This window comes from Paenibacillus aurantiacus (assembly GCF_042431225.1).
GTDB classification, from domain to species: Bacteria; Bacillota; Bacilli; order Paenibacillales; family Paenibacillaceae; genus Paenibacillus_Z; species Paenibacillus_Z aurantiacus.
Genome location: NZ_JBHMDO010000024.1, coordinates 115,598 through 132,249, shown reverse-complemented (window position 1 = coordinate 132,249; position 16,652 = coordinate 115,598). Strand labels below are relative to the sequence as shown.

The 16,652-nt window shown below is 55.1% G+C and carries 19 protein-coding genes; all 19 read left to right on the top strand.

All coding sequences use genetic code 11. The features are described 5' to 3' along the window. Positions 1 to 17 precede the first annotated feature (17 nt). A complete protein-coding gene (radC, locus tag ACFFSY_RS15075; protein ID WP_377495349.1) occupies positions 18 to 707 on the top strand; it encodes a RadC family protein in 690 nt (229 codons plus the stop codon). 44 nt (positions 708 to 751) lie between these two features. Further along, positions 752 to 1,783, top strand: a complete 1,032-nt coding sequence (locus tag ACFFSY_RS15070; protein ID WP_377495346.1) for a rod shape-determining protein — start codon at positions 752 to 754, stop codon at positions 1,781 to 1,783. A gap of 75 nt (positions 1,784 to 1,858) precedes the next feature. Next, positions 1,859 to 2,722, top strand: a complete 864-nt coding sequence (mreC, locus tag ACFFSY_RS15065; protein WP_377495344.1) for a rod shape-determining protein MreC — start codon at positions 1,859 to 1,861, stop codon at positions 2,720 to 2,722. Beyond that, positions 2,719 to 3,243, top strand: coding sequence for a rod shape-determining protein MreD (gene mreD, locus ACFFSY_RS15060; protein ID WP_377495342.1), 525 nt, complete (start codon positions 2,719 to 2,721; stop codon positions 3,241 to 3,243). Before mreC ends, mreD begins: the two co-directional genes overlap by 4 nt. A gap of 69 nt (positions 3,244 to 3,312) precedes the next feature. Then, a complete protein-coding gene (locus tag ACFFSY_RS15055; protein WP_377495340.1) occupies positions 3,313 to 3,972 on the top strand; it encodes a septum site-determining protein MinC in 660 nt (219 codons plus the stop codon). A 59-nt stretch (positions 3,973 to 4,031) separates the two neighbouring features. Continuing rightward, complete coding sequence (minD, locus tag ACFFSY_RS15050; protein ID WP_377495339.1) at positions 4,032 to 4,823, top strand: septum site-determining protein MinD; 792 nt, start codon at positions 4,032 to 4,034, stop codon at positions 4,821 to 4,823. A 6-nt stretch (positions 4,824 to 4,829) separates the two neighbouring features. Next, complete coding sequence (locus ACFFSY_RS15045) at positions 4,830 to 6,002, top strand: FtsW/RodA/SpoVE family cell cycle protein (RefSeq protein ID WP_377495337.1); 1,173 nt, start codon at positions 4,830 to 4,832, stop codon at positions 6,000 to 6,002. A gap of 209 nt (positions 6,003 to 6,211) precedes the next feature. Then, a complete protein-coding gene (locus tag ACFFSY_RS15040; RefSeq protein WP_377495336.1) occupies positions 6,212 to 7,153 on the top strand; it encodes a peptidoglycan DD-metalloendopeptidase family protein in 942 nt (313 codons plus the stop codon). Beyond that, entirely contained in the window at positions 7,146 to 8,030 is an 885-nt protein-coding gene (locus ACFFSY_RS15035; RefSeq protein ID WP_377495334.1) for a site-2 protease family protein, read from the top strand. Before ACFFSY_RS15040 ends, ACFFSY_RS15035 begins: the two co-directional genes overlap by 8 nt. A gap of 39 nt (positions 8,031 to 8,069) precedes the next feature. Beyond that, positions 8,070 to 9,323, top strand: coding sequence for an Rne/Rng family ribonuclease (locus ACFFSY_RS15030; protein ID WP_377495332.1), 1,254 nt, complete (start codon positions 8,070 to 8,072; stop codon positions 9,321 to 9,323). Positions 9,324 to 9,491: 168 nt separating this feature from the next. After that, positions 9,492 to 9,803, top strand: a complete 312-nt coding sequence (rplU, locus tag ACFFSY_RS15025) for a 50S ribosomal protein L21 (RefSeq protein WP_377495330.1) — start codon at positions 9,492 to 9,494, stop codon at positions 9,801 to 9,803. 14 nt (positions 9,804 to 9,817) lie between these two features. Next, positions 9,818 to 10,156: a ribosomal-processing cysteine protease Prp gene (locus ACFFSY_RS15020; protein ID WP_377495328.1), complete on the top strand. Its 339-nt coding sequence runs from the start codon at positions 9,818 to 9,820 to the stop codon at positions 10,154 to 10,156. Positions 10,157 to 10,169: 13 nt separating this feature from the next. Next, a complete protein-coding gene (gene rpmA / locus ACFFSY_RS15015; RefSeq protein WP_377495326.1) occupies positions 10,170 to 10,478 on the top strand; it encodes a 50S ribosomal protein L27 in 309 nt (102 codons plus the stop codon). 174 nt (positions 10,479 to 10,652) lie between these two features. Then, positions 10,653 to 11,390 carry a Spo0B domain-containing protein gene (locus ACFFSY_RS15010; protein ID WP_377495324.1) on the top strand — a complete coding sequence of 246 codons (738 nt, stop codon included), beginning with the start codon at positions 10,653 to 10,655 and terminating at the stop codon, positions 11,388 to 11,390. 13 nt (positions 11,391 to 11,403) lie between these two features. After that, complete coding sequence (gene obgE / locus ACFFSY_RS15005; RefSeq protein WP_377495322.1) at positions 11,404 to 12,726, top strand: GTPase ObgE; 1,323 nt, start codon at positions 11,404 to 11,406, stop codon at positions 12,724 to 12,726. A gap of 209 nt (positions 12,727 to 12,935) precedes the next feature. Continuing rightward, positions 12,936 to 13,373 carry an ACT domain-containing protein gene (locus ACFFSY_RS15000; protein WP_377495320.1) on the top strand — a complete coding sequence of 146 codons (438 nt, stop codon included), beginning with the start codon at positions 12,936 to 12,938 and terminating at the stop codon, positions 13,371 to 13,373. A gap of 38 nt (positions 13,374 to 13,411) precedes the next feature. Beyond that, positions 13,412 to 14,698 carry a homoserine dehydrogenase gene (locus tag ACFFSY_RS14995; RefSeq protein ID WP_377495318.1) on the top strand — a complete coding sequence of 429 codons (1,287 nt, stop codon included), beginning with the start codon at positions 13,412 to 13,414 and terminating at the stop codon, positions 14,696 to 14,698. Between the two features lie 26 nt (positions 14,699 to 14,724). After that, entirely contained in the window at positions 14,725 to 15,702 is a 978-nt protein-coding gene (thrB, locus tag ACFFSY_RS14990; RefSeq protein WP_377495316.1) for a homoserine kinase, read from the top strand. Then, the gene (pheA, locus tag ACFFSY_RS14985; RefSeq protein WP_377495314.1) at positions 15,699 to 16,574 is read left to right on the top strand and encodes a prephenate dehydratase; all 876 of its coding nucleotides are present in this window, start codon (positions 15,699 to 15,701) and stop codon (positions 16,572 to 16,574) included. The genes thrB and pheA overlap by 4 nt, the downstream gene beginning before the upstream one ends. Positions 16,575 to 16,652 lie beyond the last annotated feature (78 nt).

The window sequence follows — 16,652 nt, the reverse complement described above, 5'->3', positions numbered from 1 at the left end:
CTGAAGGTGGAGTGGACATGGAAGCGCAAAGTTATGTACTGCGCGATGTCCCCAGCGAAGAACGACCTAGAGAGCGCATGATGACGGTTGGGGCAGAAGCATTAAGTCACGCGGAATTGCTGGCGATATTGCTGCGAACGGGAACGAAACGGGAGTCCGCCGTTCTATTGGCGGCACGGATCTTGAAGGAATGCGGCAATCTGCGCGGCCTCGTCGATATGAGCGTTGAGGAGCTGACCGCCATTCGCGGCATCGGACCGGCGAAGGCCGTACAGCTGCTGGCGGGGATCGAGCTGGGCCGGCGGCTCGCGAAGAGCCGTCAAGGCGAACTGCCGGCGATACGCAAGCCGCAGGACGCCGCCGAACTGGTAATGGACGAGATGCGATATTTGAAGAAGGAGCATTTCGTGTGTCTCTTCCTGAATACGAAGAATCAAGTGATCGTCAAGGAGACGCTCTCTGTCGGCACGTTGAACGCATCGCTTGTCCATCCCCGGGAAGTGTTTCGCGCGGCGATCAAATGCAGCAGCGCCTCGATTGTCTGCGTACATAATCATCCGAGCGGGGACCCGACGCCAAGCCCCGAAGATATCGCAATGACGCGCCGATTGAAGGAAGCGGGCGAGCTTGTAGGTATTGATGTGCTCGACCATCTGGTGATTGGAGACAACCGCTTCGTCAGTTTGAAGGAGCAGGGTTTGATGTAATATAATAAGAAAGATTGTCTGTCTATAGAAAGGAAGAGTTGATTATGTTTGGTGGCTCCAAAGATCTCGGTATTGACTTGGGTACGGCGAATACGCTCGTATACGTAAGAGGAAAAGGCATTGTCGTCAGAGAACCATCCGTGGTTGCGCTGCGTACGGATACAAAAACGATCGAGGCGGTAGGCGAGTCCGCCAAAAAAATGATTGGCCGCACGCCCGGTAACATTCGCGCGGTACGTCCGATGAAAGACGGCGTCATCGCCGATTTCGAGACGACTGCGACGATGATTAAATATTTCATCCGCCAGGCGCAGAAGGCGCGTTCGGTATTCCCGCGTCATCCGAACGTGATGGTATGCGTGCCGTCGGGCATTACCGCCGTTGAACAGCGCGCGGTCAAGGACGCGACAGAACAAGCCGGGGCGAAGGAAGCATTCACGATTGAAGAGCCGTTCGCGGCGGCGATCGGCGCCGACCTGCCGGTATGGGAGCCAACCGGAAGCATGGTCGTCGATATCGGCGGAGGTACGACAGAAGTAGCGGTCATCTCCCTTGGCGGCATCGTAACCAGCCGTTCGATCCGCGTGGCTGGCGACGAAATGGATGAGGCGATAATCCAATATATCAAACGCATGTACAATCTGATGATCGGCGAACGCACTGCGGAGCAGCTCAAGATGGAGATCGGCTCGGCGCTTACGCTGGACCAGCCTCATTCTATCGAAATCCGCGGACGTGATCTGGTATCCGGTCTGCCGAAGACGCTGCCGATCTCTTCCGAAGAAATTGCCGAAGCGTTGGCAGATACGGTGAACTCGATCGTGGAAGCTGTTAAGGTCACGCTCGAGAAGTGCCCGCCAGAGCTGTCCGCCGACATTATGGACCGCGGCATCGTGCTGACAGGTGGCGGCGCGTTGCTCCGCAATTTGGACCGCTTGCTATCCCGCGAGACGGGGATGCCGGTCATCGTCGCCGAGAATCCGCTCGATTGCGTTGCGATCGGCACGGGCCGGGCGCTCGACAATATCGATTTGTTCAAAACGCGGGGAGGCCCTGTCTCCCGCTCCAAACGCTAACATCCGAGGCTTGTGCGGCTAACGGGGTGGAAGATAAGAATTATGGGCGGGTGAGAAGGAAAATTGTTTAATTGGATGCGCAACAGACGAATTATCGTGTTAATGATCGTCGTCGTTCTGTTCGTGGCGGTGATGGGATTCTCGATCGGAGAGCGGAAGAAGCTGACCTGGCCCGAGAATTTCATCATGGACGCATCCGGCGTTGTGCAGCAATGGTTCTACAAGCCCGCTGGCTACATAGCGGGCTTCTTTGAAGATTTGGCGAATCTCCGCGGAATCTACGAGGAGAACGAGGAGCTGCGCAAGACGGCCGCGGCCTATGCTAGGGACAAGAGCAAGTTTAATTACATGGAAGATAAGATAGAAGGGCTCCAAAAAGCGCTTAATTTCACCAAACGTCAAGAAAAGATGAACGACTATGAATACATGATCGCGCACGTTATCGCGGTCAGCAACGATCCTTACAACCAAACGATTCGTATTGACCTTGGGTCGAAGGATGGCATCAAGCTCAATATGGTCGTCGTCACGACCGAAGGACTCGTCGGATTAGTCAATCGTGTAGATCCGCTATATTCGAATGTCATGCCGCTTACAGAGCTGGACGAAAAGTCTCCCGACACAAAGTTGATCGCGGCGACTGTGCTCGGACACGAGAAGGATGCATTCGGCATAATCGACGGCTATAATCCGGAGACCGGCATGCTGTCGATGTCGCGGATCTCCGAAAGTTACAGACCGGTTAAAGGCGACACGATCATTACATCCGGTTTGGTGAACGTCTTCCCGCAAGGAATGGTCATTGGAACGGTCGAGTCCGCGCAGGTCGGCGATTTTGGTCTGACGTACACGGCCACGATCAAGCCTGCGGCAGATTTCGAACACTTGACCGAGGTTCTGGTCGTGAAGGTGCCGGATGTAGAGGAACTGGACCAATGAGCATGACGCGCATCGTAATCGTCATGCTGCTGTTTTTTTACGCGGAAGGGACGATTTTTTACTGGCTGCTCCCCGACGCATGGACCAGCCGGCTTGTTCCGCATTTCGCGCTGGCATTTGCCCTATTCGCTGCGTTGTACAAGAATCGGTATGCTGCTCTTTTTCTCGGATTCGGTTTCGGACTGCTGCAGGATATCGTGTTCTACAATAATATTTTAGGCGTGCATGCCTTTGCAGGCGCGGCCGTCGGCTACTTGACAGGGCTGTTGATGGAACGCAAGCGCAGCACGCTGCTGATGGCGCTCGTGATCATCGGACTTGCGACATACGTCTACGATACGACCGTATTTTTTATCTATCAGGTATTTCGCTTGAATCATATGGCCTACGATTGGGCGCTCATCAATCATATTTTGCCGAGTGTATTCCTCCAATTTGGATTTGCGCTTCTTATGTATATCCCGGCACGGCGCTGGTTCGAATGGAATGGCGCGAAGAAATCCGAGGAAGAGGAAGAATAGAAGCGAAGCAAGCAGGAATCGCCGCATCGTGGAAAGAATCGTATACTAGAGAGAGGGGGAGGGACGGGCGTGACCGAGAAGCAGCATATTACGATTAAAGGCGTAAAGGAAGGGCTCGTGTTCCTTCTAGATGACGCCTGCGATTTTTCCGCACTGCTGGCCGAACTTCAATATAAACTGGAAAAGTCGCATCAACAGCTGCTGACAGGTCCGATCGTTCATGTCCATGTCAAGTTAGGCGCGCGCGTCGCGACGGACGAGATGAAGGAACAGATTCGTTCGATGATCAGAGCTCGCGGCAATCTGCTCGTTCAAACGATCGAGGGCGAAGAACCTCCGCAGCAAGAGGCGCCATCGAGCGATAATCTCAAAATATTGACGGGCATCGTCCGCTCCGGCCAGACGATCGAACATGATGGCAATCTGCTGCTCATGGGGGATCTCAATCCAGGCGGGACTCTGCTATGCACGGGGGATATCTACGTGCTCGGCGCTCTTCGGGGCTTGGCGCATGCCGGCAAGGACGGAAGGGACGACGCCGTCATTGCCGCTTCCGTGCTAAGACCGACCCAGCTTCGCATCGCCGATGTCATCAGCCGCCCGCCGGATGAATGGATGTCAGGGGAAGCAATGATGGAATTCGCGTACTTGAATGAGGGCGTTATGCAGATTGACAAAATGGCGCATTTAAACCGGCTGCGCAAGGAACCGATTCTGTTCAAGGTCTAATACGGAATCGGAGCGGTTTACCTTGCAGGATTGAATAAGGCAAGTGGGGAGTGTCTGTCATGGGAGAGGCAATTGTAGTGACATCAGGTAAGGGCGGCGTTGGCAAAACGACGACTTCTGCCAATTTAGGTACAGCGCTGGCTCTGCTGGGCAAGAAAGTGTGCATGGTAGATACAGATATCGGTCTTCGGAATCTCGACGTGGTCATGGGACTCGAGAACCGGATCATTTACGACCTTATCGACGTCGCCGAAGGGCGCTGCAGATTGAATCAGGCGCTTGTGAAGGACAAACGGTTCGATGAACTTTACATGCTTCCTGCGGCGCAAACAAAAGACAAACATGATATTTCGCCCGACCAAGTGCGCGATATTGTACTGGAACTGAAGAAGGATTACGATTTCGTCATCATCGATTGCCCGGCGGGCATCGAGCAAGGGTTCCGCAATGCCATCGCAGGCGCGGACAAAGCGATCATCATCACGACGCCGGAGAATGCCGCCGTTCGCGATGCCGATCGCGTCATCGGGCTGCTGGAGCAAAGCGGCATGCAAGCGCGTCTCGTCATTAACCGCATTCGCGCCAATATGGTGCGTTCAGGCGAGATGCTCGATATTGACGAGATTTGCCAGGTGTTGGCTATCGATTTGCTCGGTATCGTGCCGGATGATGAGCGTGTCATCAAAGCGGCGAATGCCGGCGAGCCGACGGTCATGGATCCTTCTTCGCGCGCTGCGATCGCATATCGTAATATTGCTCGCCGGATTCTCGGCGACATGGTGCCGCTAATGCCGCTTGAAGACAAGTCCAGCGCGTTGAAGCGGTTCCGGAAGTTTCTCGGAATGGGATGATCGGATTTGCTCGCTAAATTTAAAAAAATGGATTGGGGCATCATCCTTCTACTATTGATGCTCATGGTCGTCAGTACGCTGCTCGTGAGGAGCGCCACCTTCGGCGATCCTCAGTTCAAGAACTACGACGTTAAGACGCTTATCTTTTACGGTATCGGATTCGCCGTCATGGCTATGGTTACGTTGTTCGACTACCGTATTCTCTTGAAATTTTGGGTTTACCTGTACGTGATCGGCATCATCCTGCTTGTGGTGGTTTATTTAACAGCCCCCGAAATTAACGGTGCGAGAAGCTGGTTCCAGCTCCCGGGCGGACTGCAATTTCAGCCGGCGGAATTAGAGAAGGTCATCTTGATCATCACGATCGCCTTCTTGATGGGGCGCAGGCAGGGCGATCCGCTTCGGGCTCGCTCGGATCTGCTGCTCATCGCGGCATTCTCGTTCGTGCCTTTCGTGCTCGTCATGATCCAGCCGGACCTGGGGAACGCGATTATTTACCTGATCATCGTGCTGGGCATGCTGTGGATCGGGAACGTGCGGTACACGCATGTCCTGTTGGGGCTGACGATTGTTATTGGGAGCTTGGTGCTGTTCGTCTTCTTGTTCAACCAGTACAACACGGAGATCAAGAACTTCCTCGTCGAGAAGGAAAAAACACACTGGTATGAGCGGATTAACGGCTTCATCAACCCCGACAAAGCGTCGGACAAAGAGGTCTATCAGGCGAACAAGGCCAAGATCGCCATCGGCTCGGGCGGATTAACCGGGGACGGATATATGAAAGGCGATTCCAAAAACCGCAAGTTCATCCCCTATCCGTATTCGGATGCCATCTTCGTCGTGGTCGGCGAGGAATTCGGCTTCCAGGGGGCCGCGGTGGTCTTGCTGCTTTACTTCTTGCTGATATATAGGATGATTCTCATATCATTTCAGTGTTACGATTTGCGGGGATCATTCATTATTATCGGGATCGTATCCATGTATGTGTTCCAGATCTTTCAGAATATCGGGATGATGATCGGTCTGATGCCGATTACCGGAATAACTCTTCCTTTCATCAGTTACGGCGGGACTTCGCTTCTGCTAAACATGATGTGCATCGGGCTGGTGTTCAGCGTGAAAGCCCATCAAGAGAAATATGAACTTGATCATGTTGCCGTTCAGCGGAAATCCCGCTGAGCGGTTTTTTTATGCAGACGAAATAAAGCAGCAGGAACAGTTCATTCTGTGATCTCGAATGGCTCGTTCCGCTGCAGCCGTTCGTTCATATCTCGTCCATCTCGCTCATATATATGATGCGAACAAGCCTATGCCTGGCGGATCAGGTCTTGCGCAAATCGCCGCGCGAACCAAGTCCTTCGGGAGTCGGCTGATGGGGGGATGTAATCATGGATACGAAGAACGGCGTGAAGCAGCGCCGCCAAGAACGGATACGGCGGATCTTGGAGCAGGAGGCGCAAGCCGCGCAACCGCCGCAGAACGCCCAGACATTGCCACACGAATTCGAGCCGCTGCCGCCGGACGCCTGGGTGGGCAAACCGCCTTTGCCCGCGAGCGTAACGACGCAGCCAAAGAACCTGGATCCCGAGTTAGCATGGAAGACACGGCCCAACCCCTGGGAATCCGAACCGTCGTGGGGATCGGTTACGGCCCTCAAACCGACGCGAGGCACATCGGAGACGAAACAACCCGAGTCCGGCGGCGGCACCGGACCGTTATTGCGGGCTTTCTTCATCCAAAGCATGGTGGCAGGCGTATTATTCGTCATTCTATATGCCATGTTCCAATCGGAGTATCCGGCTGCCCAGCGAGGCAAGGCGATCGTAACAGCAGCGCTCACGGATGCGATCGATTTTGGGGCGGCCGCGACTTGGTATGAGCGAACATTTGCCGGTGCGCCATCGTTTATTCCGATTTTTCGCGCCAAGGACGGCGGCATGGCCCAATATACGGAAGGGACGATCCAACTGCCGGTGGTGGCGCCGATCACGGGCGGGATGATCGTCCAATCGTTCGCCCAGACGCTGTCCGGCGTCGATATCGCGGTTAAGGGCGGTGGGAATGTCATCGCATCCGAGACGGGACGGGTCTCTTTAGTAACGGATAACGGGGAGAGCGGCAAGACGGTGGTCATCCAACATGCTAATGGGCGTGAGACGATCTACGGGAAGCTTGCCTCGGCACAAGTAGCCGAGAGCGACTGGGTGGAGGCGGGGCAGGACATCGGCACCCTGGGGACGACTGGCGAGGATGGTACAAGCTTGTTGTTTTTTGCCGTCAAGGAGAAAGGCCGGTACGTCGATCCCGCCGACGTAATCCCGTTTGATTAAGTGGGGCGGGACCGTATGGACCGTTCATCCGTTATTCGTCTTGATCATGCTTGCGTCGGTGGCAACCGGATATTTCACGGAGCTAATGACGCTATTCGCGCTCGTGTTCGTCCATGAACTCGGACATGTGGCAGTTGCGAAGGGATTCGGCTGGACGGTGCGCGAAGTCAAGCTGCTTCCGTTCGGCGGCGTGGCGGAAGTTGAGGATGCGAGCAGCATGCCGGCCAAGGAAGAGGCGATCGTCGCGATTGCCGGTCCGCTGCAGAATGTATGGATGGCCGCGGCAGCTTGGGGGCTTGGGCTGAGCGGACTTTGGAGTGATGAATGGTCGCAATACGTGATTTCGGCGAACGCGATTATCGCGCTATTCAACTTGCTGCCCATCCTGCCGCTTGATGGCGGCAAGTTGATGAACGCGCTGCTCAGCCGTACGACGACGTTCCACCGCACGCTGCGTATCGGGGCGCGCGTCAGTCTCGTGTTAAGCGGGGCGATGGTCGTGTTCGCTATTATACCGTGGCTGCACGGTGGAGAGACAAGGATCCAGCCGAATTTGCTTATTGTCGGCATCTTCCTGCTTATGACCAATTGGACGTATAACCGGCATATACCTTTTTTGTTCCTCCGTTTCTTGACCGGCAGAGGGCTAACCGCATCTCGGCACTTGACCAAAGGCGCTTGGGCGCTGCCGATAATCGTCTCTAAGGCGCATACGATCACCTCTGCGCTAAGACTATTCAAGCGGGACAGCTACCACTTGATCGTGGTTATGGAAGACTCCGGACAAATTCTGGCCGTGCTGCCTGAACAGCAGCTGGTCAACGGTTATTTGGAGGATGGGAAGCCCGACCGTGCAGTTTTGGAGCTTTTCATGTAAAATAGACGTAACAATGGGCATGACAGGTGGTTGGATATCATGAAGCAAATGCTCGTACACGGCAGTCAGGACGCGCTCCAGACGGCCATTGTGCAGAATGGTCTGCTTGTCGAATTCGACATGGAGAAAGGAGATGCCGCCGGCCGACTCGTCGGGAGCATCTACAAAGGGAAAGTCATGAATGTGCTGCCCGGCATGCAGGCGGCATTCGTGGACATCGGACTGGCCAAGAACGCGTTCCTGTATATCGACGACGTGCTGCATCCTCATTTGGAAAGGCAGCCGAAAGAGAAGCCCCCGATTACCGACCTGTTGTCGCATGGGCAAGAGCTGATCGTTCAGATCGTGAAGGAGCCGTTCGGCGGTAAAGGCGCGCGCGTCACGACGCACTACTCGCTGCCGGGACGGTTCCTGGTATATATGCCGCACGCGGACTATATCGGCGTCTCCAAGAAAGTGGCCAGCGAAGGTGAACGGACAAGGCTTCGGATGACCGGTGACGCGATCCGCGAGCAGGGGGAGGGCGTCATTCTACGAACGGCAGCCGATGGCGAAGCTTACGAGGCGTTGGATGCGGACATTACCTTGCTTCGCGAGCGTTGGCGCGAGATCGAGCGGAAGGGGGGCAATCGCGCGGCGCCGTGCGAACTGCATCGGGAAGCGAGTCTGCCACAGCGGCTTGTCCGGGATTTTCTGTCCGCGGAGACGGACGAAATCTGGATTGATGACCGTAGACGGTACGCCGAGATGGAACAGCTTGTGAAAGAAATGGCGCCGGCGATGCTGCCCAAGCTGAAGCATTATCGCGGCCCGGAACCGATGTTCGACCGGTATCGAATCAAAACCCAATTGAACGAGGCGTTCGAGCGGAGAATTCGGCTCAACAGCGGTGGGGATCTCGTATGGGATACGACCGAGGCGCTCACCGTCATCGACGTGAATACCGGCAAATATGTCGGTACTAGTGACTTGGAAGACACCGTGTTCCGTACGAATATGGAAGCCGTCGAACAGATTGCGAGATTGCTTCGCCTTCGCGACACCGGCGGCATAATCATCATCGATTTCATCGACATGGAGCTGGACAGTCACCGCGAGGAAGTGTTGAAACGGCTGGAGGCGTTGATCAGGCAGGACCGCACCAAATGCCAGGTCGTTGGATGGACGAAGCTTGGTTTGCTCGAGCTGACACGCAAGAAGGTGCGCGAGAGCGCACATACGCAGCGCATCGAAGCGTGCAGCGTTTGCAAGGGCAAGGGGAAAGTGCAAAGCGCGCCGCTGCTGCTCTCATAGCCGCTATATTGTTGTTGCGGTCTAGGTTCCAACTGTGCTACAATACTATGGTGCGTATGAGAACTGGTCTTTTCATCCACTATACCGCGCAGACCAGGTATTAAGTTCACGGGTTTCGATCCGAGACACCTGTATCAGGCGAGTCTTCGAAAATAAGGAGGTGCACCCATGTACGCAATTATCGAAACAGGTGGCAAGCAATACAAAGTCCAAGAGGGCGATGTTCTTTACATCGAGAAACTGGACGCAGCAGAAGGCGGCAACATCACGTTTGACCGCGTACTCGCAGTTTCCAGCGAGAACGGTCTGGTGACAGGAACTCCGGTTGTTTCCGGCGCATCCGTAACCGCTACTGTTGAGAAGCACGGCAAAGGTCAGAAAATTATCGTCTACAAATATAAGGCGAAGAAAAACTACCGCCGTAAGCAAGGTCATCGTCAACCGTACTCGAAAGTAACAATCGGCAAAATCCAAGCTTAATTGCAGGATTTCGTATGATTACCGCTACTTTCATCCGGTCGGCCGAGGACAATCGAATCGTTTCGTTCGCGATTTCTGGACATGCTGATTATGCGAAGCGCGGCAAAGACATTATCTGCGCCGGCGTTTCCACTGTATCGGTCGGTACCGTGAACGCGATTGAGGAATTAACCGGCGTCGAGCTCCCGGCTTCCATGCGAAGCGGATGGTTGCAGTCGGCAATTCCGCTCCAAACGGACGATTCGATTAATGAGCGAATCCAACTATTACTGGAATCGATGCGGGTAATGCTCGGATCGATTGCGGCTTCCTACGGAAAATATGTTGAAGTTCGTGAACTAATCGACACATGAAGGAGGGAATACCATGTTGAAACTGAATCTTCAGCTCTTCGCTTCGAAGAAAGGCGTAGGTTCCACGAAGAACGGTCGCGACTCGCACTCGAAGCGTCTTGGCGCTAAGCGTGCGGACGGCCAAGCGGTAACGGGCGGCAGCATTCTCGTTCGTCAACGCGGAACGAAAATTCACCCGGGCAACAACGTGGGCATCGGTAAAGATGACACGCTGTTCGCATTGGTGGATGGCGTCGTGAAGTTTGAACGTTGGGGACGCGACCGCAAAAAAGTGAGCGTGTATCCAATCGAAGTTGCTCCAGTTGCAGCTGCAGTGGAGTAATATCGTCCAAACCGCCCCGGTCCTGCTTGCAGGGCCGGGGCTTTTTGCCCTTATACCGGGCGAAGCGCGACGAGGCGCAAATCGCACTCCGAAACAAGCGCGGGAGTGAACTTTGCGCCTCGTCGTGCTATACTGTTTAAGCTAAGGAAAAGACAGGAAAGTAGGACAGTATGCATGAGTCGCTTATCATCGGTTAAGCTTTATGCGGCTGCATCCGTGTTGCTACCTGCAGCAGCCGTACTGATTTGGCGGTCCGAGCTTTGGCTTCTGGCCGTATTCGTAGCGTGGTCCATATTGGCAGCAATCGTATGGATCAGTGTAGAACGCAAAGAACAGGAACAGCGGCACGCGAGAACGACACATGCGCTGCAATCGGCATCGGTGCGAACGCTGAATCATCATCGGCACGATTGGATGAACGACCTGCAAGTGTTATATGGGTACATACGGATGGGGAAGACGGATAGAACGGTGCAATATGTGGAACAAATAAGAGATAGAATGACCGAAGAAAGCAAAATTGCAAGACTCGGCGTTCCTTCGCTGATTGCATTCATTCAATCGTTCCGCACACTGACGCATTCGCTCCAACTGGATGTACGCATCGAAGGCGAACTGAATTTAACCGAATTGCCGATCGATAGCGATCGTGTATCGGAAGCAATTATGGAGCTCATTAACTTATACCGGTTCGGTATCAAACCGTCTGGCGGAGAGCCGGCCAAGATAACGCTCGAAATTGGGCGCGAGGAGAAAGCGCTGCTCGTCACATTCCGGTTAAGCGGGGAACTGAACGATCCCGCCCAGTGGCAGCAAGGATGGAAGCAGCGGGTGAAAGGTTCTGGGCTGGCGCCGGCCGGATCGGACCAAAGCCCGGCGTGCTTGCAGCTGCTGGCGAAGCTCGCACATTGAACGGAGGACATACATGTTTGTAGATAAGGCCAAAGTATTTGTTAAAGGCGGCGACGGGGGTAACGGAATCGTATCCTATCGCCGAGAGCTCTATGTCCCGAATGGGGGACCAGCGGGCGGCGATGGCGGTCGAGGCGGCGACGTCATTTTTGTCGTGGATGAAGGGCTGCGCACGCTGATGGATTTCCGGTACCAGCGACACTTTAAAGGCGAACGCGGCGAACGCGGCAAGGTCAAAGGGATGCACGGCGCGGGAGCAGAAGACATGTACGTGCGTATCCCGCCAGGGACGATCATCATTGACGAAGATACGCAGGAAGTTATTGCCGATATGACTCGGCATGGACAGAAGGTCGTGGTCGCTAAGGGCGGGCGCGGCGGACGCGGCAACATGCGGTTCGCGACGGCGAAGAACCCGGCGCCGGATTTCGCAGAGAATGGCGAAGAAGGCCAAGAACGATGGATCACGATGGAATTGAAAGTTATGGCGGATGTGGGTCTTGTCGGGTTTCCGAGCGTAGGCAAATCCACGCTGCTCTCCGTCGTGTCCGGAGCAAAGCCGAAAATCGGCGCGTACCATTTTACGACGTTAACGCCGAATCTAGGCGTCGTCGACGTCGGCGACGGTCGTTCGTTCGTCATGGCGGATTTGCCGGGTTTGATTGAAGGTGCGCATGAAGGGATCGGTCTCGGACACGAGTTCCTGCGTCACGTCGAGCGTACGCGCGTCATTCTGCACGTGATCGATATGTCCGGCTCGGAAGGGCGCGACCCGTTCGAGGATTGGATAAAAATCAACGAAGAATTAAAGCTGTATAACCCGGTGTTGGCGGAGCGTCCGCAGATCATCGTGGCGAACAAGATGGACATGCCTGATGCGCAGGCGCAGCTGGAGCTGTTCAAGGAACAGCTGAAGGAACACGGCGGCGAGCTCGAATACGACATCATGCCGGCGTCTTCGTTGACGAAGCAAGGCGTGCAAGAGCTGCTGTACAAGGCGGCTGACGTCCTGGCGACCGTACCGGAAGCGCCGCTCATCGAAGAGGTTAAGGAAGTCGCCGAGCGCAAAGTGTACACGATGGAGAAGAAGGAAGACGACACGTTCACCGTGCGTCGCGAGAACGACTGGTTTGTCGTTGAAAGTCCGGCGGTCGAACGCATGATGAAACGAATCAACCTCAACACCTATGACGCGGTTATGCGATTTGCGCGCACGCTGCGCAAGATGGGCGTCGACGAGGCACTTCGTAAGATTGGCGCGAAGGACGGCGATCTGGTCCATATCGGCGAGTTTTCCTTTGAATTCTTCGAAGGCACCGATTATTTCTACGAATAAGCACGCTGCGGCTAAAGGCTGCTGCGCAAGGCTCCTTACTCTGATGGGCCGGGCACAGCAGCTTTTGTTATGGTTACGAACATGTTCACTTTGAACGAGGAAGTTTCGGTGAAAGTTCCTAGTTTTGTCGAAGCCTATTGCCGTTACTCCGTTTATCCGCTATAATGTCCACTATAAGTGAACAGATGTCTTTATTAGGAGGACGAAACATGCCGGAACGCTATTTTGTCGTCCGTGAGGATATTTTGCCGGAAGGAATCGTAAAGACGATTCACGTAAAGGAGATGCTGCAGCGCGGCGAAGCGGCTACCGTCCATGAAGCGGTAGAACGGGCAGGCCTTAGCCGCAGCGCCTTTTACAAATATAAAGACGGCGTATTCCCGCTGAATCAGCTGGACCGGGAGCGGATCGTGACCATATCGGTCGACCTGGAGCACCGTGCGGGCATACTCTCCAAAGTGCTGGGCCTGGTGGCCGGCTCGGAGGGTAATATTTTGACCATTCATCAGTCCATTCCGCTTCAGGGCTTCGCGAACGTCGTTGTAACTGTCGATACGTCGCCTATGAGCAGTACTCCGATCGAGCTGGTCGAGTCGCTGCGCAAGCTGGCTGGCGTACGCAAGGCGTCGATCATCGGACAAGGCTAGGATGAGAGTGTATGTTGAACCAGATGGAGGAGAATCCTATGAAACCTGTTAAAGTAGGCCTGCTTGGGCTAGGTACCGTCGGAACTGGCGTCGTTCGTATTGTGGAAGGGCATCAGGAGGATTTGCAAAGCCAGGTCGGATCGCCGATCGTCATCGAGAAGGTGCTCGTGCAGAACAAAAGCAAGACGCGCGCGATTAATGTGAGCTCGGATAAATTGACCGAAGACCCTTGGGAGATCGTCAACAATCCGGAGATCGACGTAATCGTCGAAGTGATGGGCGGCATCGAGACAACGAAGTCTTACATTCTCGAAGCGCTCTCGCGCGGCAAACATATCGTCACGGCGAACAAAGATTTGATGGCGCTGCACGGTCCGGAGATTCTCGCCAAGGCGCAGCAGCATGGCTGCGACGTCTTGTACGAAGCAAGCGTGGCTGGCGGCATTCCGATTATCCGGACGCTGATCGAAGGGTTCTCCTCGGACCGGATTACGAAAATCATGGGCATCGTGAACGGTACGACGAACTATATCTTGACCAAAATGAGTCAAGAGGGCGCGGACTACGCAGACGTCTTGAAAGAAGCGCAAGCGCTGGGTTATGCGGAAGCGGATCCGACTTCCGACGTGGAAGGGCTTGATGCCGCGCGCAAAATGACCATACTCTCGACGCTTGGTTTCCGTGCGAACATAGCGCTGGATGACGTGGACGTGAAGGGCATCTCTTCGGTCAGCCGCGAGGACATCGCATACGCGAAGCGTCTTGGCTATGAAGTGAAGCTGCTGGGCATCGCGGAGCGGCAGGATGATTATATGAGCGTCAGCGTGCAGCCGACGATGGTGAAGAAGACGCATCCAATCGCGTCGGTGAATGGCGTGTTCAATGCAGTGTACGTCTACGGAGAAGCCGTGGGCGAGACGATGTTCTATGGCCCTGGCGCAGGCGAGCTGCCGACGGCGACCTCAGTCGTAGCGGATTTGGTCGCGGTCGTGAAGAATTTGAAGCTCGGCGTGAACGGCAAGCAGCTTGGCTTGACGTACAAGGCGAAGAAGCTGAAGACCGACGAGCAGATCGCCTCGAAATATTACTTGCTGCTTCATGTAGACGATCGCGCGGGCGTGCTTGCACGGATTACACAAGCATTCGCGGAATACGAAGTCAGCTTGGAATCGGTCGTGCAGCAGCCGAACCCGAATCATTCGGAAGCCGAAATCATTATCATTACGCATGACGCCAGCAAGGCGTCGGTCAATAAAGTGCTTGCCGCGTTCGAATCCATGGACGTCGTGAAAAGCGTGAAGAGCGTCTACCGCGTCGAAGGCTAGCATGGAAGGTGGAAGGTGAACACACGATGAACGAACGTCACGTACTTGTCAAAATTCCGGCCAGTACCGCGAACTTGGGGCCAGGCTTCGATACGCTTGGCATGGCGCTGTCCTTATATGCTTGGCTGGAACTGTCGATCCCGGCTAACGGCGAAACGATCATCGACCTGTATGGAGACGGGCTGGAAGGCGTGCCTCAGAACAAGTCGAATTTAATCTACAAAGTCGCGCAGCGCGTGTTCGGCGAAGCCGGCGTACAAGTGCCGGAGCTTCATATCTCGATGTATAGCGAAATCCCGCTTACGCGGGGTCTCGGCAGCAGTGCGTCGGCTATCGTAGGCGCGCTCGTGGCGGCTAACGCGTTGATTGGCAAACCGTTATCCGATGACCGGCTGTTCCAAATCGCAACCGAGCTCGAAGGCCACCCGGATAATGTAGGCGCTTCGCTATTCGGCGGCATCGTGGTCTCGGCGTGGGACGGCAGTCGCGCGGAGCACGTGCGCCTCGAGCCACATAAGGATATGGAGGCGCTGGTAGCAATTCCGAATTTCCAATTGTCCACGGAGAAGGCGCGGCATGCGCTGCCCGCGGAGATTTCGATGAAGGACGCCGTATTCAACGTCGGCGCAAGCTCACTGCTTGTAGCTGCTTTTGCCAGCGGCAAGCTGGAGCTGATCCGTCATGCGATGCGCGACCGATTGCATCAGCCGTACCGCGCCGCGCTCATTCCGGGCATGGCGGAGATTTTGGATCGGGCCTGCGAGCACGGAGCGCTGGGCGCCGCGCTGAGCGGGGCGGGACCGACGCTGCTTGCGCTGGTTGAATCGGGAAATCCGAACAAACGCGAGTTGGAGCATTTTTTGAAGGAAACACTGAGTGACCAGGGCATTACGGCTGAATTGAAATGGCTGCGTCCAGACGCGGACGGACCGATCGTGGCGACGAGCGAAACCGCACACGCCCTGGCCTTCATGGATCGTATCAAAGGAGAAGCAACGGCATGACGAAAATCGCACTGCTGCCGTCAGGCTCTGTATCTGACGAAGCGGCCAGGTATTTGTTCGAGGGACAGGAAGCACAGTACGAGTATCATAAGTTAATCGCGAACGTCTTTCTTTCGACGGCGAACGGGACGACGGATTACAGCATTATCCCGATCGAGAACACGATCGAAGGCTCGGTTACGTTACATACGGATTGGCTTGTTCACGAAGTGGACTTGCCGATTCAGGCGGAATGGGTCTATCCGTCTATACAAAACCTGATCAGCCGCAAGGAAGAAGTGACGGACGAGAATAACAAGCTCGATTACGGGCGTATCGTCAAGGTGCTCAGCCATCCGGTTGCCATGGCACAATGCTTGCAGTATTTGCGAGAGCATCTGCCTCACGCGGAACAGGAGCATGTCAGCAGCACTGCGGAAGCCGTGCGGATAGTACGCGACAACCCGGGCAAAGGATGGGCGGCAATCGGGACGACGATCGCGGCGGCGAACAATGGGCTCGAGATACTGGAGCAAGGCGTGACCGACCACGACAATAACTTCACCCGTTTCCTGCTCGTCGGCAATCGGCCATTCACGGAACGGCAGTCGGACGTGCAGAAGACAAGTATTCTCGTGACGCTGCCGGAAGACTTTCCAGGTGCGCTCTCTCAGGTGCTCTCCGCATTCGCCTGGCGCCGCATCAACCTCACCCGAATCGAGTCGCGTCCGACGAAGAAGAAGCTCGGGACCTATTATTTCTTTATCGACATTAACATGTCGCTTGACTCGGTGCTGCTCCCGGCGGCCATTGAAGAGATCGAGGCGCTGGGATGCCAGGTTCGCGTGCTCGGCTCCTATCCAAGCTTTACGTACCCGATCAACGAAGGCTAACTGCATATCGGAATGGTTCGACACGTTCGAGGCTCGCCTGCCAACAGGCCGGGCCTCGATTTTTTTTTGCGTTGAGAG

Excerpts from the sequence above, each read along its gene's own strand:
- ACFFSY_RS15030 (WP_377495332.1), top strand. The coding sequence starts at position 8,070 with ATGAAGCAAATGCTCGTACACGGCAGTCAGGACGCGCTCCAGACGGCC.
- pheA (WP_377495314.1), top strand. The coding sequence starts at position 15,699 with ATGACGAAAATCGCACTGCTGCCGTCAGGCTCTGTATCTGACGAAGCG.
- rpmA (WP_377495326.1), top strand. The coding sequence starts at position 10,170 with ATGTTGAAACTGAATCTTCAGCTCTTCGCTTCGAAGAAAGGCGTAGGT.
- thrB (WP_377495316.1), top strand. The coding sequence starts at position 14,725 with ATGAACGAACGTCACGTACTTGTCAAAATTCCGGCCAGTACCGCGAAC.
- ACFFSY_RS15070 (WP_377495346.1), top strand. The coding sequence starts at position 752 with ATGTTTGGTGGCTCCAAAGATCTCGGTATTGACTTGGGTACGGCGAAT.
- obgE (WP_377495322.1), top strand. The coding sequence starts at position 11,404 with ATGTTTGTAGATAAGGCCAAAGTATTTGTTAAAGGCGGCGACGGGGGT.
- radC (WP_377495349.1), top strand. The coding sequence starts at position 18 with ATGGAAGCGCAAAGTTATGTACTGCGCGATGTCCCCAGCGAAGAACGA.
- rplU (WP_377495330.1), top strand. The coding sequence starts at position 9,492 with ATGTACGCAATTATCGAAACAGGTGGCAAGCAATACAAAGTCCAAGAG.
- ACFFSY_RS14995 (WP_377495318.1), top strand. The coding sequence starts at position 13,412 with ATGAAACCTGTTAAAGTAGGCCTGCTTGGGCTAGGTACCGTCGGAACT.
- minD (WP_377495339.1), top strand. The coding sequence starts at position 4,032 with ATGGGAGAGGCAATTGTAGTGACATCAGGTAAGGGCGGCGTTGGCAAA.
- ACFFSY_RS15000 (WP_377495320.1), top strand. The coding sequence starts at position 12,936 with ATGCCGGAACGCTATTTTGTCGTCCGTGAGGATATTTTGCCGGAAGGA.
- ACFFSY_RS15040 (WP_377495336.1), top strand. The coding sequence starts at position 6,212 with ATGGATACGAAGAACGGCGTGAAGCAGCGCCGCCAAGAACGGATACGG.
- mreD (WP_377495342.1), top strand. The coding sequence starts at position 2,719 with ATGAGCATGACGCGCATCGTAATCGTCATGCTGCTGTTTTTTTACGCG.
- mreC (WP_377495344.1), top strand. The coding sequence starts at position 1,859 with ATGCGCAACAGACGAATTATCGTGTTAATGATCGTCGTCGTTCTGTTC.
- ACFFSY_RS15010 (WP_377495324.1), top strand. The coding sequence starts at position 10,653 with ATGAGTCGCTTATCATCGGTTAAGCTTTATGCGGCTGCATCCGTGTTG.
- ACFFSY_RS15020 (WP_377495328.1), top strand. The coding sequence starts at position 9,818 with ATGATTACCGCTACTTTCATCCGGTCGGCCGAGGACAATCGAATCGTT.